Genomic DNA, 22,793 nt, shown 5'->3' on the forward strand with positions numbered 1-22,793 from the left:
TCGCTCGGGCTGGCTAGCGTGCCAGTTCCTCGCGCACGGCGGCCACCTGCCGGCGCGAGACCGTGAGCAGCTCCGTCATGCCCTGCAGGCGCACGGCCCAGCCGTCGCCTTCCTCGGGGTCGTAGTGCTTTTCGAGCGCGCGCACGGCGCGCCGGGCCACCAGCGCATTGCGGTGGATGCGCAGGAAGCGCGTGGGGTAGCGCGCCTCCAGCTCGCTCAGGGCCCCGTCCATGATGTAGCTGCGGGTGGCGGTGCGCACCGTCACGTACTTCTGCTCGGCCTTGAAATACAGCACCTCGGCCAGCGGCAGCCGCTCGGTGCGGCCCCGGTCCTGGATCACCAGCGCCTCGCCGTCGGCGGCCGAAGGGGCCGCGGCCGTGCTGTGGGCCGGGCGGGTGGTGCGCTGCACCTTGGCCAGTGCCTGCTGCAGGCGCTCGCGCCGCACGGGCTTGGTGAGGTAGTCCACGGCGTCGAGCTCGAAGGCATTCACCGCGTGGTCGGCATGGGCCGTCACGAAGACCACGGCCGGCGGGCGCGCCAGGGCCTGCAGCGCGTGCGCCAGGCCCAGGCCGTCCTGGCCGGGCATGTGGATATCGAGCAGCACCAGGTCGAAGGCGCTGCCCCCGGTGGGCCCCAGCAGGGCCATGGCTTCGCCGGCGTTGCCGGCCTCGGACACGGTGGTGTGCAGGGTCTCGGCGCAGTCGCCCAGCAGGGTGCGCAGGCGGCTGCGGGCCAGGGCTTCGTCGTCAACGATCAGGATGTTCATGGCGCGGCATTGCGGGTAGGGGCGGAGGGAGGTGGCGACGGGGCTGGTGCGGCGGGCCGGCCATGGCGGCGCGGGCGGCCGGACACGCGGGCCGGCCGGTCCTGCACGGGCAGGGTGATGCGCACCTGGTAGAGGCCGTCGAGCACGCCGGCCGTGAATTCGCCCTGCACATCGTGCAGCAGCGCCAGGCGCGCGCGCACGTTGGCCAGGGCGATGCCATGGCCGCGCGGCACGTCGTGGTAGCGGATGTCGCTCGCGGGCAGGGTGTTGGTGATGCGCACCACCACGCGGCTGCCGCGCAGTTCGGTCATCACCTTGAGCTTGCCGCCGCGCGGGCTCGGCTCCACGCCATGCTTGACGGCGTTTTCCACCAGCGGCTGCAGCAGCAGGGGTGGCAGCCGGGCGCTGTCGGTGCGCGGGTCCAGGCTCCACTGCACCTGCAGGCGCTTGCCGAAACGCACCTCCTCGATACCGAGGTAACGGCGGGCCAGGGTGATTTCCTCGCCCAGGGAGGTCACTTCGCCCTGCTCGACGAGCGCCACGCGGAACAGGTCGCTCAGGTCTTCGAGCAGCGATTCGGCCTTGGCGGGCTCCTTGCGCACCAGGGCGATCGCGCTGTTGAGCGTATTGAACAGAAAGTGTGGGCGGATGCGCGACTGCAGCTCGGTCAGGCGCGCCGTTGTGGCCGCCGGGGTGCGCCCGCGCGCGCGCAGCACCAGGGCCGCGACCAGCAGCGCCGCGAGCAGGGCGCCGGTGGCGGCGCTGGCCACCCAGGGCGAGCGCTCGGCCACGCCGGCCAGGGTCAGCATGGCGCAGGCATAGAGGCCCGCCAGCGCCCCGAGCGTCACGCCGGCCGCATACTGCTGGCCCGTGCCCAGGCCCTGCAGCACGGTCTTCAGGCTGCAGGCGGTGATCAGCCAGGCCAGGGTGGCCGGCAAGGCACCGCCTGTCACCAGGGCCATGTTGGCCAGCCAATCGCTGGGGCCGCGGGCACCGAACAGGGTGCCCACGCCCACCACGACCTCGACGAACAGCACGGCCCGCAGCACCACGCCGACCTGGCAGGCGTCGAACACCAGCGCCCTTCCGGCCGCGGGTTGGCCGCTGCGCGAAGGGCCTCTGGGTGGGTCCGATTCGGCTTCGGGAGGCGGGGTCGATAAAATTTGCGTGTTTTGCATTGCGGCATCCGGGCGTTCCGGGTGTCAGAACTACCGGATTATTGCCCTCCCATGTCCAACAGCCAAGCCAATAGCGCGCCGTCCGCGCCCTCCCACAACCAGCTCGACACCAAGGCCCAGGCCTGGTCGGCGCTCTTTTCCGAGCCCATGAGCGACCTGGTCAAGCGCTACACCTCCAGCGTCTTCTTCGACAAGCGCCTGTGGCAGGCCGACATTGCCGGCAGCCTGGCGCATGCCGACATGCTGGCCGCCCAGGCCATCATCAGCGCCGAGGACCATGCCTCGATCCAGCGCGGCATGGCCCAGATCAGTGCCGAAATCGAGTCCGGCGCCTTCGAGTGGAAGCTCGACCTCGAGGACGTGCACCTGAACATCGAGGCGCGTCTGACCCAGCTCGTGGGCGACGCCGGCAAGCGCCTGCACACCGGCCGCAGCCGCAACGACCAGGTGGCCACCGACGTGCGCCTGTGGCTGCGCGGCGAGATCGACCTGATCGCCGACCTGCTCAAGGAGCTGCAGGTGTCGCTGGTGGACGTGGCCGAGCAGAACGTGGAGGTCATCCTGCCGGGCTTCACCCACCTGCAGGTGGCGCAGCCCGTGAGCTTTGGACACCACATGCTGGCCTACGTGGAGATGTTCGCGCGCGATGCCGAGCGCATGGCCGACGTGCGCCGCCGCGTCAACGTGCTGCCGCTGGGCGCCGCCGCCCTGGCCGGCACCACCTACCCGCTGGACCGCGAGCGCGTGGCGCGCACCCTGGGTATGGAGGGCGTGTGCCAGAACAGCCTGGACGCCGTGAGCGACCGCGACTTCGCCATCGAGTTCACCGCCGCCGCCAGCCTGTGCATGGTGCACGTGAGCCGCCTGAGCGAAGAACTCATCATCTGGATGAGCCAGAACTTCGGCTTCATCAAGATCGCCGACCGCTTCACGACCGGCAGCTCCATCATGCCGCAGAAGAAGAACCCCGACGTGCCGGAACTGGCGCGCGGCAAGACCGGCCGCGTGGTCGGCCACCTGATGGGCCTGATCACCCTGATGAAGGGCCAGCCCCTGGCCTACAACAAGGACAACCAGGAAGACAAGGAGCCGCTGTTCGACACCGTGGACACGCTCAAGGACACGCTGCGCATCTTCGCCGAGATGGTCGGCGGCCAGTTGAACCCCGCCACGGGCAAGAAAGAGGGCGGCATCACCGTCAACGCACCCGCCATGGAGCAGGCCGCGCTCAAGGGCTATGCCACCGCCACCGACCTGGCCGACTACCTGGTCAAGAAGGGCCTGCCTTTCCGCGACGCGCACGAAACCGTGGCCCACGCCGTGAAGGCCGCCGTCTCGCACCAGGTGGACCTGTCCGAACTGCCGCTGGCCGTGCTGCAGGGCTTCCACCCGCAGATCGAGAAGGACGTGTTCGATGCGCTGAGCCTGCGCGGCTCGCTCAACGCGCGCAACACGCTGGGCGGCACGGCGCCTGCGCAGGTGCGCGCCCAGTTGGCGCGCCACCGCGCACGGCTGGCGTAATCCTGGCTGGGTGTATTTCTTGCATGGTGAGGCAGCCGCCCACCGGCGGCGCATGACAGCGCAGCAGCGTGCGGCTACGATCCTCGCCTGTTGCATCTGATTACCTATCCGCTGGAGCCTTCGCATGACCTCGCCCCGCCGCCGTCTTCTCATCAACACCCTGCGCACCGGTGCGCTGCTCCTGGGCCTTGCGGCTGCAGGCCTGGCATCGGCCCAGCCCAAGCCGATCCGGCTGCTGGTGGGCTTTCCGGCCGGCGGCGGCACCGACGCGATCGCGCGCACCCTGGCCGAGAAGCTCAAGGACGAGCTCGGTACCTCGGTGGTGGTGGAGAACAAGCCCGGTGCGGGCGGGCAGATCGCGGCCCAGACGCTCAAGGCCGGCCCGGCGGATGGCACGGTGTTGTTTCTCACCCACGACCACACCATCTCCATCCTGCCCCAGGTGGTGAAGAACCCGGGCTATGAGCCCGCACGCGATTTCATCCCCGTGGTCGGTATCGCCACCTTCGTGAATGCCTTCGCTGTCTCGGGCGGCACGCCCGCCAGGTCGTTCGGCGAATACGTCACCTGGATCAAGGGCACGGGCGGCGGCAAGGGGGCCGTGGGCATCCCGGCACCCGCGTCCACCCCCGAGTTCCTCGTGAAGCTGGTGGGCGGCAAGTTCGGCATCGACCTCGTGTCCGCACCCTACCGGGGCAGCGCGCCCATGATGGCCGACATGCTGGGCAACCAGATCGGCGCCGGCGTGGCCTCCATCCCCGATTTCATCGAGAACCACAAGGCCGGCAAGGTGCGCGTGGTGGCCGTGCTGGGCAAGAACCGCCAGGCCGCCATGCCCGACGTGCCGACCTTCGATGAACTGGGCCTCAAGGGCTTCGAGGACCTGCCGTACTACGGCATCTATGCGCCTGCGGGCACGCCGCAGAAGTTCGTCACCGATTTCTCGAACGCCGTGGCCAAGGTCATCGCCATGCCCGAGGTGCGCGACCACCTCACGGCCATGGGCCTGACCGTGGGCCACATGCCGCCCGCGCAGTTCGCCACGCGCGAGAAGGCCTACACCGCCGCCTGGACCAAGATCATCAAGGACACGGGCTTCGTGGCCCAGTAACCCACCCTGCCGGCGCAGGCCGGCTTCCGCCATGCCCACCACCCGCCTGCCCGCGCACTGGCAGCAGTCCCGTTACCTGCCCTTGCTGGTGGGGCTGTGCAGTGCTGCGCTGGCCATGCTGCTGGCCTGGCTGGTGATCGACATCTCGCACACCAAGGCACGCACCGAGATCGTGGCCCGCGCGCAGACCCATCTGCTCGAAATCCGCGACCGCCTGGACCGCCAGCTGCAGAGCACGCTTTCGGTGCCCGAAACCGTGGCCGCCTTCGTGGCCGCGCAGGGCCATATGTCGCCCGAGATCTTCGCCTCGGTGGTCGGGCGCCTGCTGGAGAGCCAGCGCAACATCCGCAACCTGGCGCTGGCGCCGGACAACGTCATCAGCGACATCTACCCGCGCCTGGGCAACGAGAAGGCCCTGGGCCTGCGCTACCTGGACAACCCGCAGCAGCGCGGTGCGGTGGAGCGCGCCATCCAGACCCGCCGCACGGTGGTGGCCGGCCCCATCCAATTGGTGCAGGGCGGGCTGGGCATCGTGAGCCGCACGCCGGTGTTCCTGTCGGGCGTGCCCGGCGCGGCCCCCGTGGCCGAACCGCGCTACTGGGGCATCGTCTCGCTGGCCGTGAACGCCGACACCCTGTTCGCCGATGTGGGGCTCAACACCGAGCAGATGGGCTTCCAGGTGGCCGCGCGCGGCCTCGATGCCCTGGGCGCGCAGGGGGCCGTGTTCGTGGGCCAGGCCGGCCTGTTCGACGAAAAGCCGGTCACGCTCGACGTGCCCCTGCCCGGGGGCGGCAGCTGGATCCTGGGCGCCGTGCCCGTGGGCGGCTGGAAGGCCGCCGGCAGCGCGCCGGCGCTGGTCGTGACGCTGTCGTACGTGTTCGCCCTGCTGCTGGGGCTGCTCAGCGCCTGGCTGGTGCGGGCCCACCAGCAGGTGCTGGCGCTGGCCAGCCATGACCGCCTCACCGGCCTGCCCAACCGCCGCCTGTTCGAAGACCGCCTGTCCCAGGCTGTGCTGGCCGCACACCGCGACCGCCGTGCCGGTGCGCTGCTGCTGATGGACCTCGACGGCTTCAAGGCCATCAACGACAGCATGGGCCACGGCTGTGGCGACCAGGTGCTGCTGCGCGTCGGCCAGCGCCTGGCGGGGATGGCGCGCGCCAACGACACGGCGGCACGGCTGGGGGGCGACGAGTTCGCCCTGGTGCTGAATGCGGTGACCTCGCCGCACGCGGCGATGGAGGTCGCCCAGCGGGTCCTGCAGGACATGCTGGCACCCATCGGGCTGGACAACGGCGAGCATGCACGCATCGGTGTCAGCATCGGTGTGGCCGTGTTCCAGGGCGATGCGGCAGAGGCCCTGCCGGCGCTGATCGACCGGGCCGACCAAGCGCTGTACGCCAGCAAGCGCACTGGCAAGGGCAAGGCCACGCTGGCCGCCTCGGCCGAGTTGCATACCTTTGCAACCCAGCCGCTGAACAGCGCCACGGGGCCCTGAACCATCCATGTGGATGGCGCTTGCAGTGCCTGTGGCTGGCTTGGCGTGAAGCCGCCACCGAAGTTGTAAAACATCCAGTGGCCACGGGTGAAATTGCCGAGAATGGCCCCATCTGACAACGATGTGCCACTTCCTGGGAACCATGCCATGAAGCGATTCCCCCGCCTTTCCAGGCTCGCCCGGCGCCTTGCGCTGTCGGGGGTGCTGGTGTCGAGCACGGCCGCGGTGCACCCCGCTCCCGTGGGGGGCACGGGGTCTGCGCCCGGCCCCAAGACGACGCAGTCGTCCTCGGCCTCCCACTATGCGCGCTGGCAGGCCAGCATGGACGCGTTCGCCGCGGCCGACAAGGCCCAGGCCCCGGCCGAGGATGGTGTGCTCTTCGTGGGCAGTTCCACCATCCGCTTCTGGACGCAACTGCCGCAGGATTTTCGCGACGTGCCGGTGCTCATCAACCGCGGTTTTGGCGGTTCGACCATGGCCGACTGCCAGTACTTCGTCAAGCAGCTGGTGCTGCAGTACCGGCCGCGCCAGGTGTTCGTCTATGCAGGCGACAACGACCTGGCCGAAGGCCGCTCGCCACAGCAGGTGCTCGAAAGCTTCGAGGGCTTCGTGGCCGCCGTGCGCGCCGAGCTGCCCGATACGCGCATCGCCTACATCTCCATCAAGCCCAGCCCCTTGCGCGCCGAGCTGATGCCCAGGGCACGCGAGGCCAATGCCCTGCTGGCGGAGTATGTGCGCACCTTGCCCAACAGCGACTACATCGACATCTTCACGCCCATGCTGGGGATGGATGGCGCCCCCCGGGCCGAACTGTTCGGCCCCGACCGGCTGCACATGAGCGATGCCGGCTACCGGCTGTGGCGCTCTGTGATCGCCGATTACGTGGGGCGCGGCCAGGCCACCCTGCAGGCCGGCGCAGACAAGCCAGCGAAGAAGGGCGTGGACACACCCACCGCAGCGCCGGTGGCTATTCCCGCGGCTGCCGCCGTCCAGGTCAGCACCGGGCGTTGATGCGCCCGGCTCAGCCCGGTATGGGGTTGGCCTTGGTCTGATCGTGCGGGGCCGGCTGCACCGCTGTGCGGGCAGGCGCGGGCGCGGGTGGATACATCGGCGGGCGCCTCTGGCCGGGCGCCAACATGGCCGGTGGCGTGGTGTCCTCCTTCTGGTGCCGTTCCAGCCACAGGGTCGCGCGCGCCACCGCATGGAGCACCGCGAACGAGGCTGCCAGCAGTGCCAGGTCGGCGCCCCAAGGGCGGTCGTACTTTGCCCCCAGTCCCACCAGCACCAGCAGCACCAGCACCAGGTGCGCGCAGAACACCGGCAGCGAGGCCGAGCCCAATGTCTCCAGCCAGCGCTGGCGCGGCATGCGGGCTGCCAGGCGGGGGCCGTAGTGGATGGTGAGCAGCACCAGCACGAACACATTGATCATGCGCATGGGCCCCAGCGCCCACTTGTCGAACCAGGGGTTGAATACGGCGTAAGGTCCCTCCGGGTGGAAGGGAATCTGGCCGACCAGATGCCGCCAGCCCATCAGGAAGAGGGCCAGGGCCAGCGCCGCCAGTACCGACCAGCGCGGGAAGGCAAAGGCTGGCGCGTTCGGATCGTTGCGCGTGGCCCCCATCCACAGCCCCAGCATCCACAGGAACTGCCAGCTCCACATCACGAAGGCCCCGGTCTCGTTGAAGGGCACGGGCAGCGGCACCAGGGCGCTCACCCCGTCGTACACCCAGCGTGAGAGCCCGAACTGGGCCAGCAGCCACACCAGCCCGCTCACGGCCATCACCGGGCGCCAGCCCCAGACGAAGGCGATGACCATCACCCAGGGGCTGGCCAGCATGAACAGCACGTACAGTGGCAGGATATCCAGGAGTGGCGGCTCGTAGAGCAGCAGCAGTCCGCCCACCAGGGCCGTGAACGGCTGCCTGACGTAGAAGTTCAGCAGGTCCACCACGGCCGGCTGCTCGATGCGGATGCCGATGAAGGCGATCACCGTGAACAGGAACAACAGCAGCGCCGCATGGCAGGCATAGATCTTGAGGGCGCGGCGCCAGAAGGCATGGTGCATCTCGGCCACGCTCTTGCGCCAGGCCACGCGGCCGTAGACCATGCCGGCCATGTAGGCCGACAGCAGCACGAAGCCCTCCGCCGCGGACACGTAGCCGAAGGGCTGGCCCAGCGGCGAGGTGAGTCGCGTGGGCAGGTGCGTTACTGTCATCAGCAGCAACATCAGCCCCCGGGCTGCATCGATCTCCCAACTGCGTTGGGAGGGCGGGGCGGGCGCGGGGGGCATGGTGGCTCCTCAGGCGAGGGTGCGTAGCTTGGGCTCTCTGTCCCACTGGCGCGTCTGCGCGGCAGCGATGAAGGCCTTGCTGTCCTTGGGGTCCACCACGCCGGCATCGGGCTCGATACCAGCCGCCTGAAGGATGGCCTGCGTGCCGGGGCAGGCGCCGATGGCCTTGAGGTGGCCGAAGGCATCGCGGAACCAGTCCACGGCAGCAGCTTCGCGCGCGAGCTTCTGGCCCGCCTCGGTCGAGAGTATCGAGGCCACGGCATCGAACACCGTGGAGGGTGTTCCGGCCAATTGCCCATCGGCGGGCAGGCGGCTGCCATCGTCCATCACGGCACCACCCACCTTGGGCGCGACGATCTTCACCGTGGCGCCCGCCTTCTCGATGGCCTTTCGCAGGGTCGCCACCGACTTGGCGTTGGTGCCGTCGTGGACCAGCAGGCCCACGCAGCGGCCTTCCAGCGTCGGCTGCATGCGGTCGATGATGCGCAGCGCGGGCGACAGTGGCAGGTCCTGCGGCTTCACGGCGGCTGGGGGCTTGGGTGGCATTGCATCCATGCCCAGGCCATCGGCCACGCGCTGGGCGAGGGCAGGGTCCACATGCTGCAGGTGGCCGACCACGGCCTCGCGCACGTGGACGGTGGCCACCTTGGACAGCTCGAACACGATGGCCGAGGCGATGTGCGACTGCTCCAGCTCGCTCTGGCTGCGAAAGAACATGCGCGCCTGGCTGTAGTGGTCGGCAAAGCTTTCGGCCCGGATGCGGCCCTTGGCACCCGCGTCGGCGGCTTCGGCGAAATGGCGGAACCCCTGCGCCTGCGAGGCGCGGGGCGTGTCGCCCTGCAGGCTGCTGGGCTCGTAGTTGACGCGGCCCTTGGGCACGTTCATCTGCATGTGGCCGTCGCGCTGCATGTTGTGGAACGGGCACTTGGGCGCGTTGACCGGGATCTGCGCGAAATTCGGGCCGCCCAGGCGCGACAGCTGCGTGTCCAGGTACGAGAACAGCCGGCCCTGCAGCAGCGGGTCGTTGGAAAAATCCACGCCCGGCGGCACATTGGCCGGGCAGTAGGCCACCTGCTCGGTCTCGGCAAAGAAGTTGTCGGGCCAGCGGTTGAGCACCATGCGGCCGATGGTGCGCAGCGGTACCAGCTCCTCGGGAATCAGCTTGGTCGCATCCAGGTGGTCGAAGGGGAAGCTGGCTGCCTCTTCTTCGGTGAAGAGCTGCACGGCGAAGTCCCATTCGGGGTAGTTGCCGGCCTCGATGGCCTCGAACAGGTCGCGGCGGTGGTAGTCGTTGTCGGCCGCCTGCAGTTTCACGGCCTCGTCCCACACCGTGGACTGGATACCCAGCTTCGGCCGCCAGTGGAACTTCACGAAGGTGCTCTTGCCCTCGGCATTCACCAGGCGGAACGAGTGCACGCCAAAGCCTTCCATCGTGCGCAGGCTGCGCGGGATGGTGCGGTCGCTCATGGCCCACATCACCATGTGCAGGGTCTCGGGCATCAGCGAGACGAAGTCCCAGAAGGTATCGTGGGCGCTGCCGGCCTGCGGGTAACCGCGGTCGGGCTCCATCTTCACGGCGTGCACGAGGTCGGGGAACTTCATCGCGTCCTGGATGAAGAACACCGGGATGTTGTTGCCCACGATGTCCCAGTTGCCCTCCTGCGTGTAGAGCTTGACGGCGAAGCCGCGCACGTCGCGCGGCGTGTCCACCGAGCCGGCACCGCCGGCCACGGTGGAAAAGCGGGTGAACACGGGCGTTTGCACCCCCACTTCGGTGAGCACGCGGGCCGTGGTGTAGTCGGCCAGCGATTCGGTCAGCTCGAAGTAGCCGTGCGCGGCCGTGCCGCGGGCGTGCACGATGCGTTCGGGAATACGCTCGTGGTCGAAATGCGTGATTTTCTCGCGCAGGATGAAGTCTTCGAGCAGCGAGGGGCCGCGTGGCGTGCTGCGCAGCGAGTTCTGGTTGTCGGCGATCGGTATGCCCACCTGGGTCGTCATGACCGGGTAATCGGCGCCGGCTTGCTGTTGCAATTCGTCACCATTGCCGCGCAAGGTGTCGGGCGCCGGGGTGGTGGATCGGGTCGAACGTGGCTTGTCCGCGGGCGTGCGGACGGCTGGGGACTTGGCCATGGATGCTCCAGAAATGGGGGGCGGGGACGTGGGTCAGATGGCATCTTTCCCCAGCAGCGCGCGGGTGGAGGTAGGACCATGGGCCGTCCTCCTGTCGGCGGCGCAAAAAAGGCCCCTTCCGTGAAGTGGCGCACGCCCTGGATACGTAAGTGCTTGCAACGCAGGTCTCCATGCCATGCGGTTTTGTTACGCTTGCCAGTTCCTTTGGAGGGGATCGCGTGAAAGCCAAGAACTGGATGTTTGCCGCCGGCCTGTCGCTGGCGACCGTGGGGGCCATGGGGACCGCCCATGCCCTGCAGATCACGAGCCTGTCCCCCCAGGGCGAGGTCGCGCGCGTGCGCCAGGTGGTGGCCAAGTTCGACGCGGCGGCCGTCAATTTCGGCGACCCCAAGGCGCCACCACCGCTGACCCTGAGCTGCAGCGATGCCGCCGCCACCAAGGGCAATGGCCGCTGGACGGGCGAGAAGGAATGGGTCTTCGACTTCGAGAACGACCTGCCCCCGGGCGTGCGCTGCACTGCCGCAGTCAAGGCGGGCTTCAAGTCGGCCAGCGGCACGGCGCTGACCGGGCCCACGAGCTTCCAGTTCAACACCGGCGGCCCGTTCGTGCAGAACATGCGCCCCGGCACCTACCAGGACATCGACGAAGAGCAGGTCTTCGTGCTGCAGCTCAACGGCCCGGCCACGCTCGACAGCATCAAGGCCAACACCTGGTGCGCGCTCGACGGCGTGGGCGAGAAGGTCCCCGTGCGCCTGGTCGAGGGCAGCCAGCGCGATGAAATCCTCAAGTCGCTGGGCCTGGACAAGCGCGCTGCCCAGCAGCCGCTGCAGTACGTGAGCCTGGCCTGCAACCGGCGCCTGACCTCCGGCTCGCGCATGCAGTTCGTCTTCGGCAAGGGCGTGACCACGCCGAGCGGCGTGGCCAACGCGGTGGAAAAGCGCTTTGCCTACAAGGTGCGCGAACCCTTCTCGGCCGAGTTCAGCTGCGAGCGCGAGAACGCGCAGGCCGCCTGCCTGCCGATCCGCCCGATGGGCCTGTCCTTCAATGCCCCGCTGTCGCGCAAGCTGGCGGCCGGCATCCGCCTGAAGTCGGGCAAGGAAACCATCAAGCCGCAGCTCGAAGGCGGTGCGGACGAGGACAAGAACCCCGATTCCGTGGTCACCAGCCTGCAGTTCACGGCTCCGCTGGCCGAGAACACCCAGTTCACCATCGAACTGCCCAAGGATTTCAAGGACGCCTCGGGCCGCACGCTGCGCAATGCCGACAGCTTCCCGCTCAAGGTGGCCACGGGCGGCAGGCCGCCGCTGGCCAAGTTTGCGGCCGCGCCCTTCGGCATCGTCGAACGCTTTGCCGAAGGCCCCGAGGGCCCGGCGCTGCTGCCCGTCACCTTGCGCAATGTGGAAGCGGCCCTCAAGGTGCAGGGCCTGCAGGCGGGCAGCGGCACGCCCGCGACACCCGCCGGCAAGGTGAGCACCCTGCGGCCCACCAGCGACTCGGACATCATCGCCTGGTTCCGCAAGGTCAAGCGCTATGACAACTACAACGTCGACCGCAAGGAAGCGCGCCGCGACACCAAGGGCCCGCTGCCCAAGGTGCTCGACAACGACCGCGACTATGTGCAGTCGCGCATGGTCTCCCTGCTCGGCGGGCAGAACGGCGTGAAGACGCTGGACCTGCCCAAGCCCGCGAACAACGACCCGCGCCCCTTCGAGGTGGTGGGCATTCCGCTGGCGCCCGGCTTCCATGTGGTGGAGATCGCCTCGCAGCTGCTCGGCAACTCGCTGCTTGACGAACGCCATGGCGATGCCCGCACCATGTACGTGCGCACCTCGGCGCTGGTGACCAACCTGGGCGTGCACTTCAAGCTCGGCCGCGAGAACGCGCTGGCCTGGGTCACCAGCCTGGACAAGGGCCAGCCCGTGGCCGGCGCCACGGTGCGCGTGTCCGACTGCAGCGGCCGCGAGCTGGCCACCGGCACCACCAATGCCCAGGGCGTGGCCAGCCTCGAAGGCCTGTCGCCGGAGCCCGAGCAGTGCGGTGAAGAGGGCGAACGTGCCTACTTCGTCAGCGCGCGCAGCAAGGGCGCCGACGGCGTGGAGGACATGGCCTTCACCTGGAGCGACTGGCAGCGCGGCATCGAGCCCTGGCGTTTCAACGTGCCCACCAGCAACGAACCCAATCCCGACGAGCGTGCCCACACCATCTTCGACCGCACCCTGTTCCGGGCGGGCGAGACGGTGTCGATGAAGCACCTGCTGCGCACCGAGACGCGCAAGGGCTTCGACATCCCCGAGAGCCGGCCCACCACGCTGGTGATCACCCACCTGGGCAGCGGCCAGCAGTACACCCAGCCCCTGGCCTGGCGCAGCACCGCCACGGGCGGCTTCAGCGCGCAGAGCAGCTTTGCCGTGCCGCCAGCGGCCAAGCTCGGCATGTACTCGGTGGAGCTGCGCAATGCTGGTGGCAGCGAGCGCAGCTTCAGCTCGGGCCAGTTCCGGGTGGAAGAGTTCCGCCTGCCGGTGCTCGAAGGCCGGATCGCCCCGACCGACAAGAAGGCCCTGGTGCGCGTGCGCTCCGTGCCCACCGACGTGCAGATCAACTACGTGGCCGGCGGCGGGGCCGCCAACCTGCCGGTGCGGGTGTCGGCCATGGTGCGCAGCAAGTCCCTGCAGTACAACGACTACGACGCCTTCAGCTTCAACCCGCCGCGCAAGCGTGGCCAGTCGGGCAGCGGCAACAGCGACGACGAGGAGGCCGCCGCGAGCCAGGACAGCCGCGTGATCGCCGACAAGCTGGCCGTGACGCTGGACCGCAACGGCGCCGGCAAGCTCACCATCGAGAACGTGCCCCAGGGGCGCCAGCCCCAGGACCTGGTGATGGAGGCCACCTACGCCGACCCCAATGGCGAGGTGCAGACCCTGCGCAGCACGCAGACCGTGTGGCCCGCGGGCGTGGTGGCCGGCATCAAGACCGAAGGCTGGGTGTCGGCCAAGCAGAAGATCCGCTTCCAGGCGCTGGCGCTGCAGCACAACGGCTCCGCCGCGGCCGACGTGCCCTTGCAGGTCAAGGCCGTGGCACGCATCACCACCACTACGCGCAAGCGCATGGTGGGCGGCTTCTACAGCTACGACAACCAGACCGAGACCAAGGACCTGGGCACCGTCTGCAGCGGCAAGAGCGACAGCCGCGGCCTGCTGCTGTGCGAGTCCAAGCTCGACGAGGCCGGCGAGGTAGAGCTGGTGGCCATTGCCAGCGACCGCGACGGCAACACCAGCGAGGCGGCATCGTCCGTCTGGGTCACGCGCCAGGGCGAGCTGTGGTTCGGCGGCGAGGACCACGACCGCATCGACCTGCTGCCCGAGAAGAAGAGCTACCAGCCCGGCGAGACCGCCAAGTTCCAGGTGCGCATGCCCTTTCGCTTCGCCACGGCCCTGGTGGCCGTGGAGCGCGAAGGCATCATCGACACGCGCGTGGTGCAGCTCAACGGCCAGGACCCGACCATCGAGCTCAAGATCGAGGACGGTTGGGGCCCCAACGTCTATGTGAGCGTGCTGGCCCTGCGCGGACGCCTGCGCGACGTGCCCTGGTACAGCTTCTTCACCTGGGGCTTCAAGTCGCCACGCGAGTGGTGGAGCTCGTTCTGGTACGAAGGCAAGGAATACCAGGCCCCCACGGCCATGGTGGACCTGTCCAAGCCGGCCTTCCGCCTGGGCCTGGCCGAGATCCGCGTGGGCAGCAAGGCGCACCAGATCGACGTGAAGGTCGTGGCCGACAAGGAAAGCTATGCCGTGCGCGGCAAGGCGCAGGTCACCATCACCGCCACCCTGCCCAATGGCAAGCCTGCCGCCAATGCCGAGGTGGCGCTGGCCGCCGTGGACCAGGCGCTGCTGGAGCTGATGCCCAACACCAGCTGGAACCTGCTCGAATCCATGCTGCAGCGGCGCAGCTGGGGCGTGCAGACCTCCACCGCGCAGATGGAGATCATCGGCCGGCGCCACTACGGCAAGAAAGCCGTGCCCGCGGGCGGCGGCGGCGGCCGCGCGCAGACGCGCGAGCTGCTCGAGACCCTGCTGCTCTGGGAGCCCGCGCTCAAGCTCGACGCCAATGGCCAGGCCAAGGTGACGGTGCCCCTGAACGACGCACTCACCACCTTCAAGATCGTGGCCGTGGCCGATGCCTCGGTGGGCCTGTTCGGCACCGGCAGCACCAGCATCCGCGCCACGCAGGACCTGCAGATCATCAGCGGCCTGCCGCCGCTGGTGCGCGAGGACGACCAGTTCCGCGCCCAGCTCACGCTGCGCAACACCACCAAGGCGGCCATGAAGGTCGAGGTGTCGCCGCGCGCCACGCTGCTGGATGTGAAGCCCCAGACCATCGACATCCCCGCGGGCGAATCGCGCGAGGTGGCCTGGAACGTGACCGCGCCGGCCCAGCTGGCGCAGACCCGCGCCGAAGCCATCCTCTGGGAGATCGATGCCAAGGACACCGTGAGCGGCGCGCGCGATGCGCTCAAGGCGCGCCAGCGCATCATCCCGGCGATCCCGCTCACGGTGCAGCAGGCCACGCTGGTGCAGGTGGACGGCAGCTTCACCCTGGACGTGAACCCGCCGGCCGATGCATTGCCCGGCCGCGGCGGCCTGAAGATGTCGCTGCAGCCCAAGCTGGCCGAAGGCCTGCCCGGCGTGCGCGACTGGTGGGCCAACTACCCGTTTGCCTGCCTGGAGCAGAAGACCAGCAAGGCCGTGGGCATGCGCGACGGCAAGCTCTGGCAGACCGTGGTGGCCCAGTTGCCCACCTACCTCGACAGCGACGGCCTGGCCAACTACTTCCCGCCGCGCGACGGCGACGCCAACCGCGGCAGCGACACGCTCACGGCCTACCTGCTGGCGGCGACCCACGAGGCCTCCAGCATCGACCCGGCATTCGCTTTGCCCGACGATGCGCGCGCGCCCATGGAGCGGGGCCTGATCGCCTTCATCGAAGGCCGCATCCAGCGCGAGTTCTGGAGCCCGCGCAAGGACCTGGACATGCGCAAGCTGGCCGCCATCGAGGCCCTGTCGCGCTATGGCAAGGCCCAGGGGCGCATGGTCAGCAGCATCACCGTGGCGCCCAACCAGTGGCCCACGCACTCGGTGATCGACTGGGTGAACGTGCTGCGCCGCGTGGCCGACGTGCCCGAACGCGACAAGCGCCTGGCCGAAGCCATGCAGATCCTGCGCAGCCGCCTGTCGTTCCAGGGCACCAAGGCCATCTTCAGCACCGAGCAGGACGACTACTGGTGGTGGCTGATGCAGAACGGCGACGTCAACACCGCGCGCCTGATACTGGCCGTGATGGACGACCCGGGCTGGAAGGATGACATGGGCCGCCTGGCCAATGGCTTCATCAGCCGCCAGCAGGGCGGCGCCTGGCACACCACCACGGCCAACCTCTGGGGCGGCCTGGCGCTCGAAAAGTTCTCGGCCAAGTTCGAGGCCACGCCGGTCGCGGGCAGCACCAAGGCCAGCATGGGCACGAACACTGCCAGCGTGGACTGGAGCAAGGTCGAGCGCATCAAGACCTCGGATGCCGGCGGCGCCGCGCACCAGACCACCTGGTTCGGCGCACCCGCCGCACCGGGCAACCTGCGCAACAACGGCATGTTCCTGCCCTGGGCGGCCGCGGGCGGCAAGGAAAGCCTGTCCGTCGCCCACCAGGGCACGGGCAAGCCCTGGCTCACGCTGCAGTCGGTGGCCGCCATCCAGCTGAAAGCCCCGTTCGCCGCCGGCTACGCCATCAAGAAGACCATCACCCCGGTGGAGCAGGCCAACAAGTCGTTGCCCGCCGGCCAGTACACGCGCGGCGACGTGCTGCGCGTGACGCTGGAGGTCAATGCCAGTGCCGACATGACCTGGGTCGCCATCACCGACCCGGTGCCCGGCGGTGCCACCATCCTGGGCAGCGGCCTGGGCCGCGACTCCGAGATCGCCACCCAGGGCGAAAAGCGCAGCGGCAGCGGCTGGCCGGCGTTCGAGGAGCGCAGCTTCGAGTCCTTCCGCAGCTACTACCACTACCTGCCCAAGGGCACGGTGAAGATGGAGTACACCGTGCGCCTGAACAACGTGGGCGACTTTGCACTGCCCCCGAGCCGCGTGGAGGCCATGTACGCGCCCGAGATGTTCGGCGAGTTCCCCAACGCCCGCGTGAAGGTGGAGGCCGCCAAGTGACAGCCCGCGCCGCAGCCTGGCCAGGGAGGCACCGGCCATGAACGCCAGCGTCTTCGTGGAGCTGCGGTTCTGGGTGCTGGTGGTGTTCTCGCTGGTGCTGCCTGCGGGCATCTATGCGGCGCTGCTGCGCACCCGCGCCATCTCGCGCCCGGCCGTGCTGGGCTTCGGCATTGCGCTGGTGCTCATCGCGGGCGTCGACGTCTACCTGCTGCAAAGCATGGCGGCACTGGCCCGCCAGACGCTCTCGGCGGCCGACGACGCGGTGTTCGCGTCCGAGGTATCGATCGCGCTCTACGTGCTGCCGGCCGTCTTCGGTGGCATCGGCGTCAACCTCATCTCGCATGTGCTGCTGCACCACCTCACCGAGGCCGAGAAGCGCTTCGAGCGGGAGCATCCCGGTGGCTGATCCGGCCCTCTGGTGGCGCCGCCTGGCGCTGACCCTGGCGGCCGCGGCGGCGCTGCCGGCCCATGCGATCCCCAGCTTCACCGAGGTGCGCCAGGATTTCAGGCCCTCCGATACCCTGGTCCTCTCGCAGGAGGGCGAGGTCGTCCAGCGCCTGCGCACCGATGCCACGGTGCGCCGCGGCCAGTGGGTGCCGCTGGCCGACATCTCGCCGGCGCTGCGTGCGGCCCTGGTGCTCAGCGAGGACAAGCGCTTCTACGAACACAGCGGTGTGGACTGGCGCGCCGCCTCGGCGGCCGCCTGGGGCAACCTCTGGAACCAGCGCACGCGCGGTGCCAGCACCATCACCATGCAGCTGGCCGGCCTGCTCGACGGCGACTGGCGCCAGGGCCCGGGCGGGCGCAGCGTGGTGCAAAAGCTCGGCCAGACCGTGGCCGCCCAGGTGCTGGACCGCCGCTGGCGCAAGGACCAGGTGCTGGAGGCCTACCTCAACCTGGTGCCATTTCGCAGCGAGCTGGTGGGCATCGACGCGCTGAGCCGCACCCTGTTCGACAAGGCCGCCCACGGCCTCGACGACCGCGAGGCGGCCGTGGCCGCCGCACTGGTGCGCGCGCCCAATGCCCGGCCTGCGCTGGTGTCGCAGCGCGCCTGCGGCGTGCTGCGCGATCTGCAGCAGCGCCCGGGCCAGGCGGCGGCCCGCGTGGACTGCGATGCGCTGGACCTGTTCGTCACCGCGGCGCTGCAGCGCAGGGCCTTCGGTGCCAGCGAGGGCATGGCCCCGCACTTCGCGCGCTACCTGCTGCGCCAGCAGCAGGCCGTGCCGGGCGCAGCCCCCGTGCCCGAACAGGTGGCCAGCACCCTGCGCGCACCCCTGCAGCGCTTTGCCGTGCAGACGCTGGCCCAGCACCTGCGCGAGCTGCAGGGCCGCAACGTCGAGGACGGCGCGGTGCTGGTGCTCGACAACGCCACGGGCGCCGTGCTCGCCTGGGTCGGCTCCTCGGGCCAGCTCAGCCAGGCCGGCGAGGTCGACGGCGTGCAGGCCCTGCGCCAGCCGGGCTCCACGCTCAAGCCCTTCCTCTATGCCCAGGCGATTGCCGAGCGGCGGCTCACGGCGGCCTCGCTGGTGGACGATTCGCCGGCCCACATCGCCACGGCCGGCGGTCTCTACATCCCGCAGAACTACGACCGGCAGTTCAAGGGCTGGGTCTCGGCGCGCACTGCGCTGGCGGCCTCGCTCAACGTGCCGGCGGTGCGCACGCTGGTCATGGTCACGCCCGATGCCTTCCACCGCCAGCTCGGCGCCCTGGGCCTGCCGCTGCGCGAGAGCGGCGACTACTTCGGCTACAGCCTGGCGCTGGGCAGCCCCGAGGTGCCGCTCTTGCACCTGACGAACGCCTTCCGCACCCTGGCCAACGGCGGCAACCGCGGGCCGGTGCGGGTGTGGCCGGGCCAGCCAGGCGCGGCGCCGGTGCGCGCCATCGATGCCGGCGCGGCCTTCATCGTGGGCGACATCCTGTCCGACGGCAATGCGCGCTCGCGCACCTTCGGCACCGACAGCGTGCTCGCCACGCGCTTCTGGTCGGCCGTGAAGACCGGCACCAGCAAGGACATGCGCGACAACTGGGCCGTGGGCTGGTCGCAGCGCTACACGGTCGGCGTGTGGGTCGGCAATGCCAGCGGTGCGGCCATGCACGACGTGAGCGGCACCAGCGGCGCCGCGCCCATCTGGGCCGCGGTGATGGGCTTCCTGCATGCGCGCGAGCCCAGCCGGCCACCCACAGCGCCCAAGGGCCTGGTGCGCCAGGCCGTGCAGTTCGGCCCCCTGCAGGCGGCGCCGGAAGGGGCGGCACCGCTGCCGCTGGAGGCGGCGCGCGAGGAATGGTTTGTTCCCGGCACCCAGCAGGCGCGCTTTGCCATCGACGCCGGGCCGGCCGACGACTCCGTGGCCGCGAAGCGCGGTACCAGGCCCTTGCGGGCCGCTCCCGCCACGGCGGAAGCTGCCGACGAAGCGCCCTCGGCGCGCATCCTGGCGCCGGTGCCGGGCACCATCATCGCGCTCGATCCCGACATTCCGCCCGAGCGCCAGCGCCTGCAGTTCGTGGCCAGCGGCGGGCGCGACCTGCGCTGGCGCATCGACGGGCGCGAGCAGGGGCGGGGTGCCCGCTGGGCCTGGCCGCCCTGGCCCGGGCGCCACCGGCTGGAACTGGTGGACGCGCGCGGCAAGGTGCATGACACGCTGCAGTTCGAAGTGCGCGGGGCGGGTGTGCGGGCGGCCGGCGCCAGCCCGCCAGCGCGCCGATAAGTGCCGCAAAAGCCCTGCCTTTTCGCGCTATGCCGGGGCTATGGGCGACGTTACACTGTGTTGCAAATAACCGGGTCTGCATGACGCTTGCCCCGCAACGCACGCTTGTCCATGCACTTTTCCCGCCAGTTTTTCTCCCACAGGCTGATCTGGCTGGCCCTGCTGGTGTCCCTGGGCATCGGTTTGCTGTTTGCCCGCACCATCTGGACCATGCGGGAGGACAGCTGGGACTACGCCAGCCGCACCAATGCCAACCTGGCCAGCACGCTGGAGCGAAGCCTTGGCGGCACGCTTCGCTCGCTCGATGAATCGCTCAAGGGCGTGGTGGCGGGGCTGGAGCGCCCCGAGGTGATGGCTTTGCCGCCCGAGATACGCAACGGCGTTTTGTTCGACAACTCCCTGCAGGTGCCAGGCTCCGGCTCGGTGCTGGTGGTCGATGAGCGGGGCGATGTGGTGCTGGACTCGTCCGCCCTGAAGCCGCGCCAGGCCAACTTTGCCGATCGGGACTACTTTCTCGCCTTCTCCCAAGGCGGGCAACAAGGCCTGCACGTGGGTCGCCCCGTACCGTCGCGCATCACCGGGCTGTACATTCTTCCGTTGACCAGGGCCTACTACCACCAGAACGGCCGCTTCGCGGGTGTCGTGGTCGGTGCCATCCGCCTGAATTATTTCGACAGGCTGTTCGGTTCGCTCGACCTGGGGGTGGGCAGCCGGGTGGACCTGTACCGCACGGACGGGCTGCTTGTCTCGCGCTTTCCGCTGGCCCAGGGCGATGTGAATACGACCATCGCTGGCACGGCCGCCCTGGCACGGCTGCAAGCCACGGCGGTGGGCATCGACGCGGTCGATGCGGCGGCTGCCGACGGCTCGCACCAACTGCAGGCCTGGGAGCACGTGGGCTCCTACCCGCTGATCGTGAATGTCGCGCAGTCCAGCGACACCGTGTTGGCCAAATGGCGCCGCAGCGCATGGGTGCTGAGCATCTTTTCTGCGCTGCTCATGGCCGGTTGTGTGGGCTTGGCCATGCTGTTCGTGCGCGAACTGCTGCGCCGCCAGGCCGTGAGCGCCGAATTGCGCGCGGCCGAGCGCGACCGGCAGACCATCCTCGACAACCTGCCGTCGCTGGTGAGCTACTGGGACGCGGACCTCACCAACCGTTTTGCCAACAGTGCCTACGACGCCTGGTTCGGCGTGGCACCCGAGCAGTTGCGCGGCATGCGTTTTGGCGAGCTGCTCGGGCCCGACCAGTACGCGATGTGCGAGCCTTTCCTGCGCGGTGCACTGCGCGGCGAGCGCCAACTCTTCGAATGCACCCTGATCGACCGGGCCGGGCAGCTGCACCATGCCATCGTCTCCTACGTGCCCGACATGGACGGCGACCAGGTGCGGGGCGTTTTTTCGCAGACCATCGACATCACCGACCGCAAGCGCATGGAGGAACAGCTGTTCGAGGAGAAGGAGCGCATCCGCCTGACCCTGCAGGCGATCGGCGATGCCGTGATCTGTGCCGATGCGCAGGGCCATATCACCTACCTCAACCCGGTGGCCGAGCGCCTGACGGGCTGGCAGGCCTTCGACGCCGCCGGCAGCCGGGTCGAGGCCGTGGTCCGGCTGCAGGAGCCGGACACGGACAGGATACTGCCCAGCGCACTGCATGGCGCCATCAACGGCCATCCGCCCGAGGTACCGGTGCGTGGCGTGGTGCAGCACCGTACGTCGGGGCAGCGCTTCGATGTCGAGGAAACCGCCAGCACCATCACCGACCGGCATGGCACGGTGACCGGTGCCGTGGCCGTGCTGCGCGACGTCACCGAGGCCGTGGCCATGCAGGCGCGCATGGCCCACCTGGCCCAGTACGACGCGCTGACCGACCTGCCCAACCGCCTGCTGCTGCAGGACCGCGCCCAGCTGGCCATCGCCCACGCACGGCGCGATCGCCGTTGCCTGGCCGTGATGTACCTGGATCTGGACGGTTTCAAGGCCGTCAACGACCGGCTCGGGCACGACATGGGCGACCGGCTGCTGGTGCAGTTCGCGCAGCGCCTGAAGTCCGCCGTGCGTGGATCGGACACCGTCTGCCGCCAGGGCGGCGACGAGTTCGTGGTGCTGCTGCCGGGCCTGGAGGACGCGGAGGGCGCCTGCAGCGTGGCCCGCAAGATGCTGGCTGGCGCGGCCAGCCCCTTCGAGCTGGGTGGCGAGGCGCTGCGCATCGGCCTGAGCGGTGGCATCGCCATGTTCCCCGAGCATGGCGCCACCTTCGAAGAGCTCACGCAGCACGCCGATGCCGCCATGTACGCCGCCAAGCGCGGCGGGCGTCTGCAGTTCATGCTCTACGCGGGCCCCGGGGCCGAACCGCGGGTGATCACGCCGCCGCAGTCCGGGCCGGGTTAGCACGCGGCAGGCGTGCCAGCCCTGCCCAGCGCGGCGGGCGGCATGCGTCTATGCTCGGCGGTTCTGTCCGCTTTTTCCTCGCTTTCCATGCATGCGCTCGCCCCGGTGTTGTTCGTCCTGATCTGGTCCACGGGCTTTCTCGCGGGGCGTGGCGTGGCCAGCCATGCCGACCCGTTCTGGTTCCTGGCATTGCGCTTTGCCTGCGTGGCTGCCGCCTTCATCGGTGCGGCGCTCTGGGTGCGGGCTGCCTGGCCCCGGGGCGCGCGGCGCATCGCCACGCACCTGCTGGCCGGCGCGCTCATGAGCGGGCTGTACCTGGGCCCGAGCTGGTGGGCCATGTCGCAGGGGCTGGCGGCCGGCATCATGTCGCTCATCGGCGCGCTGCAGCCGCTGTTCACGGCGCTGCTGGCCGTGGCGGTACTGGGCAAGCGCCTGTCGGGAACCACCTGGGCCGGTCTGGCGCTGGGCTTTGGCGGCGTGGGCCTGGTGCTGCTGCCGCGCCTGCAGGCGGCCGATTCCAGCGCGCTGTCGCTGCCCGTGGTGCTGGTCGCAGCGGGCAGCATCTTCTCGCTCACCGTGGGCTCCATGGTGCAGAAGTCGCCCCTGGCCGCGGGCGACGACCTGCGCAGCGCCAGCGCCGTGCAGAACATCGGCGCCGTGGCCGTGCTGCTGGCCATGGCGGGCGCGGTGGGCCAGCCGCACTGGGACAACTCGGCCGCGCTCTGGGGCTACCTGGCATTCTCGGTGCTGGTGCTGTCCATCGGTGGCGCCACGCTGCTCATCTGGCTCATGCGCCAGGGAGAGGCCACGCGCACCACAGCCCTGCTGCTGGCCGTGCCACCGCTGTCGGCGCTGCAGGCCTGGTTCATCTTCGGCGAGACGCTCTCTCCCATCCAGCTCGTCGGGTTCGTGATGGCCATCGCCGGGGTGGCGCTGGCGCGCCGCTGATCGCCCATGTAAAAATTTCAACGGCCGCACAAAAGCCTTCATGCCGCCCGCG

The 22,793-nt window shown here is 69.6% G+C and carries 13 protein-coding genes; 9 read left to right on the forward strand and 4 right to left on the reverse strand.

Annotation, left to right across the window (positions count from 1 at the left end):
* Positions 1 to 13: 13 nt before the first annotated feature.
* Together AC07PA_RS04770 and AC07PA_RS04775 are read right to left on the reverse strand one after the other, a co-directional pair.
* Complete coding sequence (locus tag AC07PA_RS04770; RefSeq protein WP_007854102.1) at positions 14 to 766, reverse strand: LytR/AlgR family response regulator transcription factor; 753 nt, start codon at positions 764 to 766, stop codon at positions 14 to 16.
* Positions 763 to 1,944, reverse strand: a complete 1,182-nt coding sequence (locus AC07PA_RS04775; RefSeq protein WP_494604518.1) for a sensor histidine kinase — start codon at positions 1,942 to 1,944, stop codon at positions 763 to 765. Before AC07PA_RS04775 ends, AC07PA_RS04770 begins: the two co-directional genes overlap by 4 nt.
* Before the next feature lie 51 nt (positions 1,945 to 1,995).
* Between AC07PA_RS04775 and argH the strand changes: the two genes are divergently transcribed.
* From argH to AC07PA_RS04795, 4 genes are all read left to right on the forward strand, one after another.
* On the forward strand, positions 1,996 to 3,465 hold the full coding sequence (argH, locus tag AC07PA_RS04780) for an argininosuccinate lyase (RefSeq protein ID WP_494604520.1): 1,470 nt from the start codon (positions 1,996 to 1,998) through the stop codon (positions 3,463 to 3,465).
* 124 nt (positions 3,466 to 3,589) lie between these two features.
* On the forward strand, positions 3,590 to 4,576 hold the full coding sequence (locus AC07PA_RS04785; protein WP_494604522.1) for a Bug family tripartite tricarboxylate transporter substrate binding protein: 987 nt from the start codon (positions 3,590 to 3,592) through the stop codon (positions 4,574 to 4,576).
* Positions 4,577 to 4,607: 31 nt separating this feature from the next.
* Entirely contained in the window at positions 4,608 to 6,071 is a 1,464-nt protein-coding gene (locus AC07PA_RS04790; RefSeq protein WP_494604524.1) for a diguanylate cyclase domain-containing protein, read from the forward strand.
* A gap of 147 nt (positions 6,072 to 6,218) precedes the next feature.
* A complete protein-coding gene (locus AC07PA_RS04795) occupies positions 6,219 to 7,082 on the forward strand; it encodes an SGNH/GDSL hydrolase family protein (RefSeq protein ID WP_494604526.1) in 864 nt (287 codons plus the stop codon).
* Positions 7,083 to 7,092: 10 nt separating this feature from the next.
* Here AC07PA_RS04795 and opgC read toward each other — a convergent pair whose 3' ends face one another.
* On the reverse strand, positions 7,093 to 8,361 hold the full coding sequence (gene opgC / locus AC07PA_RS04800) for an OpgC domain-containing protein (protein WP_494604528.1): 1,269 nt from the start codon (positions 8,359 to 8,361) through the stop codon (positions 7,093 to 7,095).
* Between the two features lie 9 nt (positions 8,362 to 8,370).
* Entirely contained in the window at positions 8,371 to 10,491 is a 2,121-nt protein-coding gene (locus AC07PA_RS04805) for a catalase (RefSeq protein ID WP_494604530.1), read from the reverse strand.
* A 236-nt stretch (positions 10,492 to 10,727) separates the two neighbouring features.
* Between AC07PA_RS04805 and AC07PA_RS04810 the strand changes: the two genes are divergently transcribed.
* The 5 genes from AC07PA_RS04810 to AC07PA_RS04830 all read left to right on the forward strand — a co-directional run bounded on the left by AC07PA_RS04810 (position 10,728) and on the right by AC07PA_RS04830 (position 22,741).
* Complete coding sequence (locus AC07PA_RS04810; protein WP_494604735.1) at positions 10,728 to 16,697, forward strand: alpha-2-macroglobulin family protein; 5,970 nt, start codon at positions 10,728 to 10,730, stop codon at positions 16,695 to 16,697.
* A 37-nt stretch (positions 16,698 to 16,734) separates the two neighbouring features.
* The gene (locus AC07PA_RS04815) at positions 16,735 to 17,103 is read left to right on the forward strand and encodes a hypothetical protein (protein WP_007854116.1); all 369 of its coding nucleotides are present in this window, start codon (positions 16,735 to 16,737) and stop codon (positions 17,101 to 17,103) included.
* On the forward strand, positions 17,039 to 19,402 hold the full coding sequence (pbpC, locus tag AC07PA_RS04820) for a penicillin-binding protein 1C (protein ID WP_494604532.1): 2,364 nt from the start codon (positions 17,039 to 17,041) through the stop codon (positions 19,400 to 19,402). The genes AC07PA_RS04815 and pbpC overlap by 65 nt, the downstream gene beginning before the upstream one ends.
* A gap of 111 nt (positions 19,403 to 19,513) precedes the next feature.
* The gene (locus tag AC07PA_RS04825) at positions 19,514 to 21,793 is read left to right on the forward strand and encodes a bifunctional diguanylate cyclase/phosphodiesterase (RefSeq protein ID WP_007854120.1); all 2,280 of its coding nucleotides are present in this window, start codon (positions 19,514 to 19,516) and stop codon (positions 21,791 to 21,793) included.
* 87 nt (positions 21,794 to 21,880) lie between these two features.
* A complete protein-coding gene (locus AC07PA_RS04830) occupies positions 21,881 to 22,741 on the forward strand; it encodes a DMT family transporter (protein WP_494604534.1) in 861 nt (286 codons plus the stop codon).
* The last annotated feature ends 52 nt before the right edge of the window (positions 22,742 to 22,793 follow it).

It is taken from the genome of Acidovorax sp. GW821-FHT09B03, from assembly GCF_059418305.1.

Excerpts from the sequence above, each read along its gene's own strand:
- AC07PA_RS04790 (WP_494604524.1), top strand. The coding sequence starts at position 4,608 with ATGCCCACCACCCGCCTGCCCGCGCACTGGCAGCAGTCCCGTTACCTG.
- argH (WP_494604520.1), top strand. The coding sequence starts at position 1,996 with ATGTCCAACAGCCAAGCCAATAGCGCGCCGTCCGCGCCCTCCCACAAC.
- AC07PA_RS04815 (WP_007854116.1), top strand. The coding sequence starts at position 16,735 with ATGAACGCCAGCGTCTTCGTGGAGCTGCGGTTCTGGGTGCTGGTGGTG.
- AC07PA_RS04770 (WP_007854102.1), bottom strand. The coding sequence starts at position 766 with ATGAACATCCTGATCGTTGACGACGAAGCCCTGGCCCGCAGCCGCCTG.
- AC07PA_RS04830 (WP_494604534.1), top strand. The coding sequence starts at position 21,881 with ATGCATGCGCTCGCCCCGGTGTTGTTCGTCCTGATCTGGTCCACGGGC.
- AC07PA_RS04775 (WP_494604518.1), bottom strand. The coding sequence starts at position 1,944 with ATGCAAAACACGCAAATTTTATCGACCCCGCCTCCCGAAGCCGAATCG.
- opgC (WP_494604528.1), bottom strand. The coding sequence starts at position 8,361 with ATGCCCCCCGCGCCCGCCCCGCCCTCCCAACGCAGTTGGGAGATCGAT.
- AC07PA_RS04805 (WP_494604530.1), bottom strand. The coding sequence starts at position 10,491 with ATGGCCAAGTCCCCAGCCGTCCGCACGCCCGCGGACAAGCCACGTTCG.
- AC07PA_RS04825 (WP_007854120.1), top strand. The coding sequence starts at position 19,514 with ATGCACTTTTCCCGCCAGTTTTTCTCCCACAGGCTGATCTGGCTGGCC.
- AC07PA_RS04810 (WP_494604735.1), top strand. The coding sequence starts at position 10,728 with ATGTTTGCCGCCGGCCTGTCGCTGGCGACCGTGGGGGCCATGGGGACC.
- AC07PA_RS04795 (WP_494604526.1), top strand. The coding sequence starts at position 6,219 with ATGAAGCGATTCCCCCGCCTTTCCAGGCTCGCCCGGCGCCTTGCGCTG.
- AC07PA_RS04785 (WP_494604522.1), top strand. The coding sequence starts at position 3,590 with ATGACCTCGCCCCGCCGCCGTCTTCTCATCAACACCCTGCGCACCGGT.
- pbpC (WP_494604532.1), top strand. The coding sequence starts at position 17,039 with ATGTGCTGCTGCACCACCTCACCGAGGCCGAGAAGCGCTTCGAGCGGG.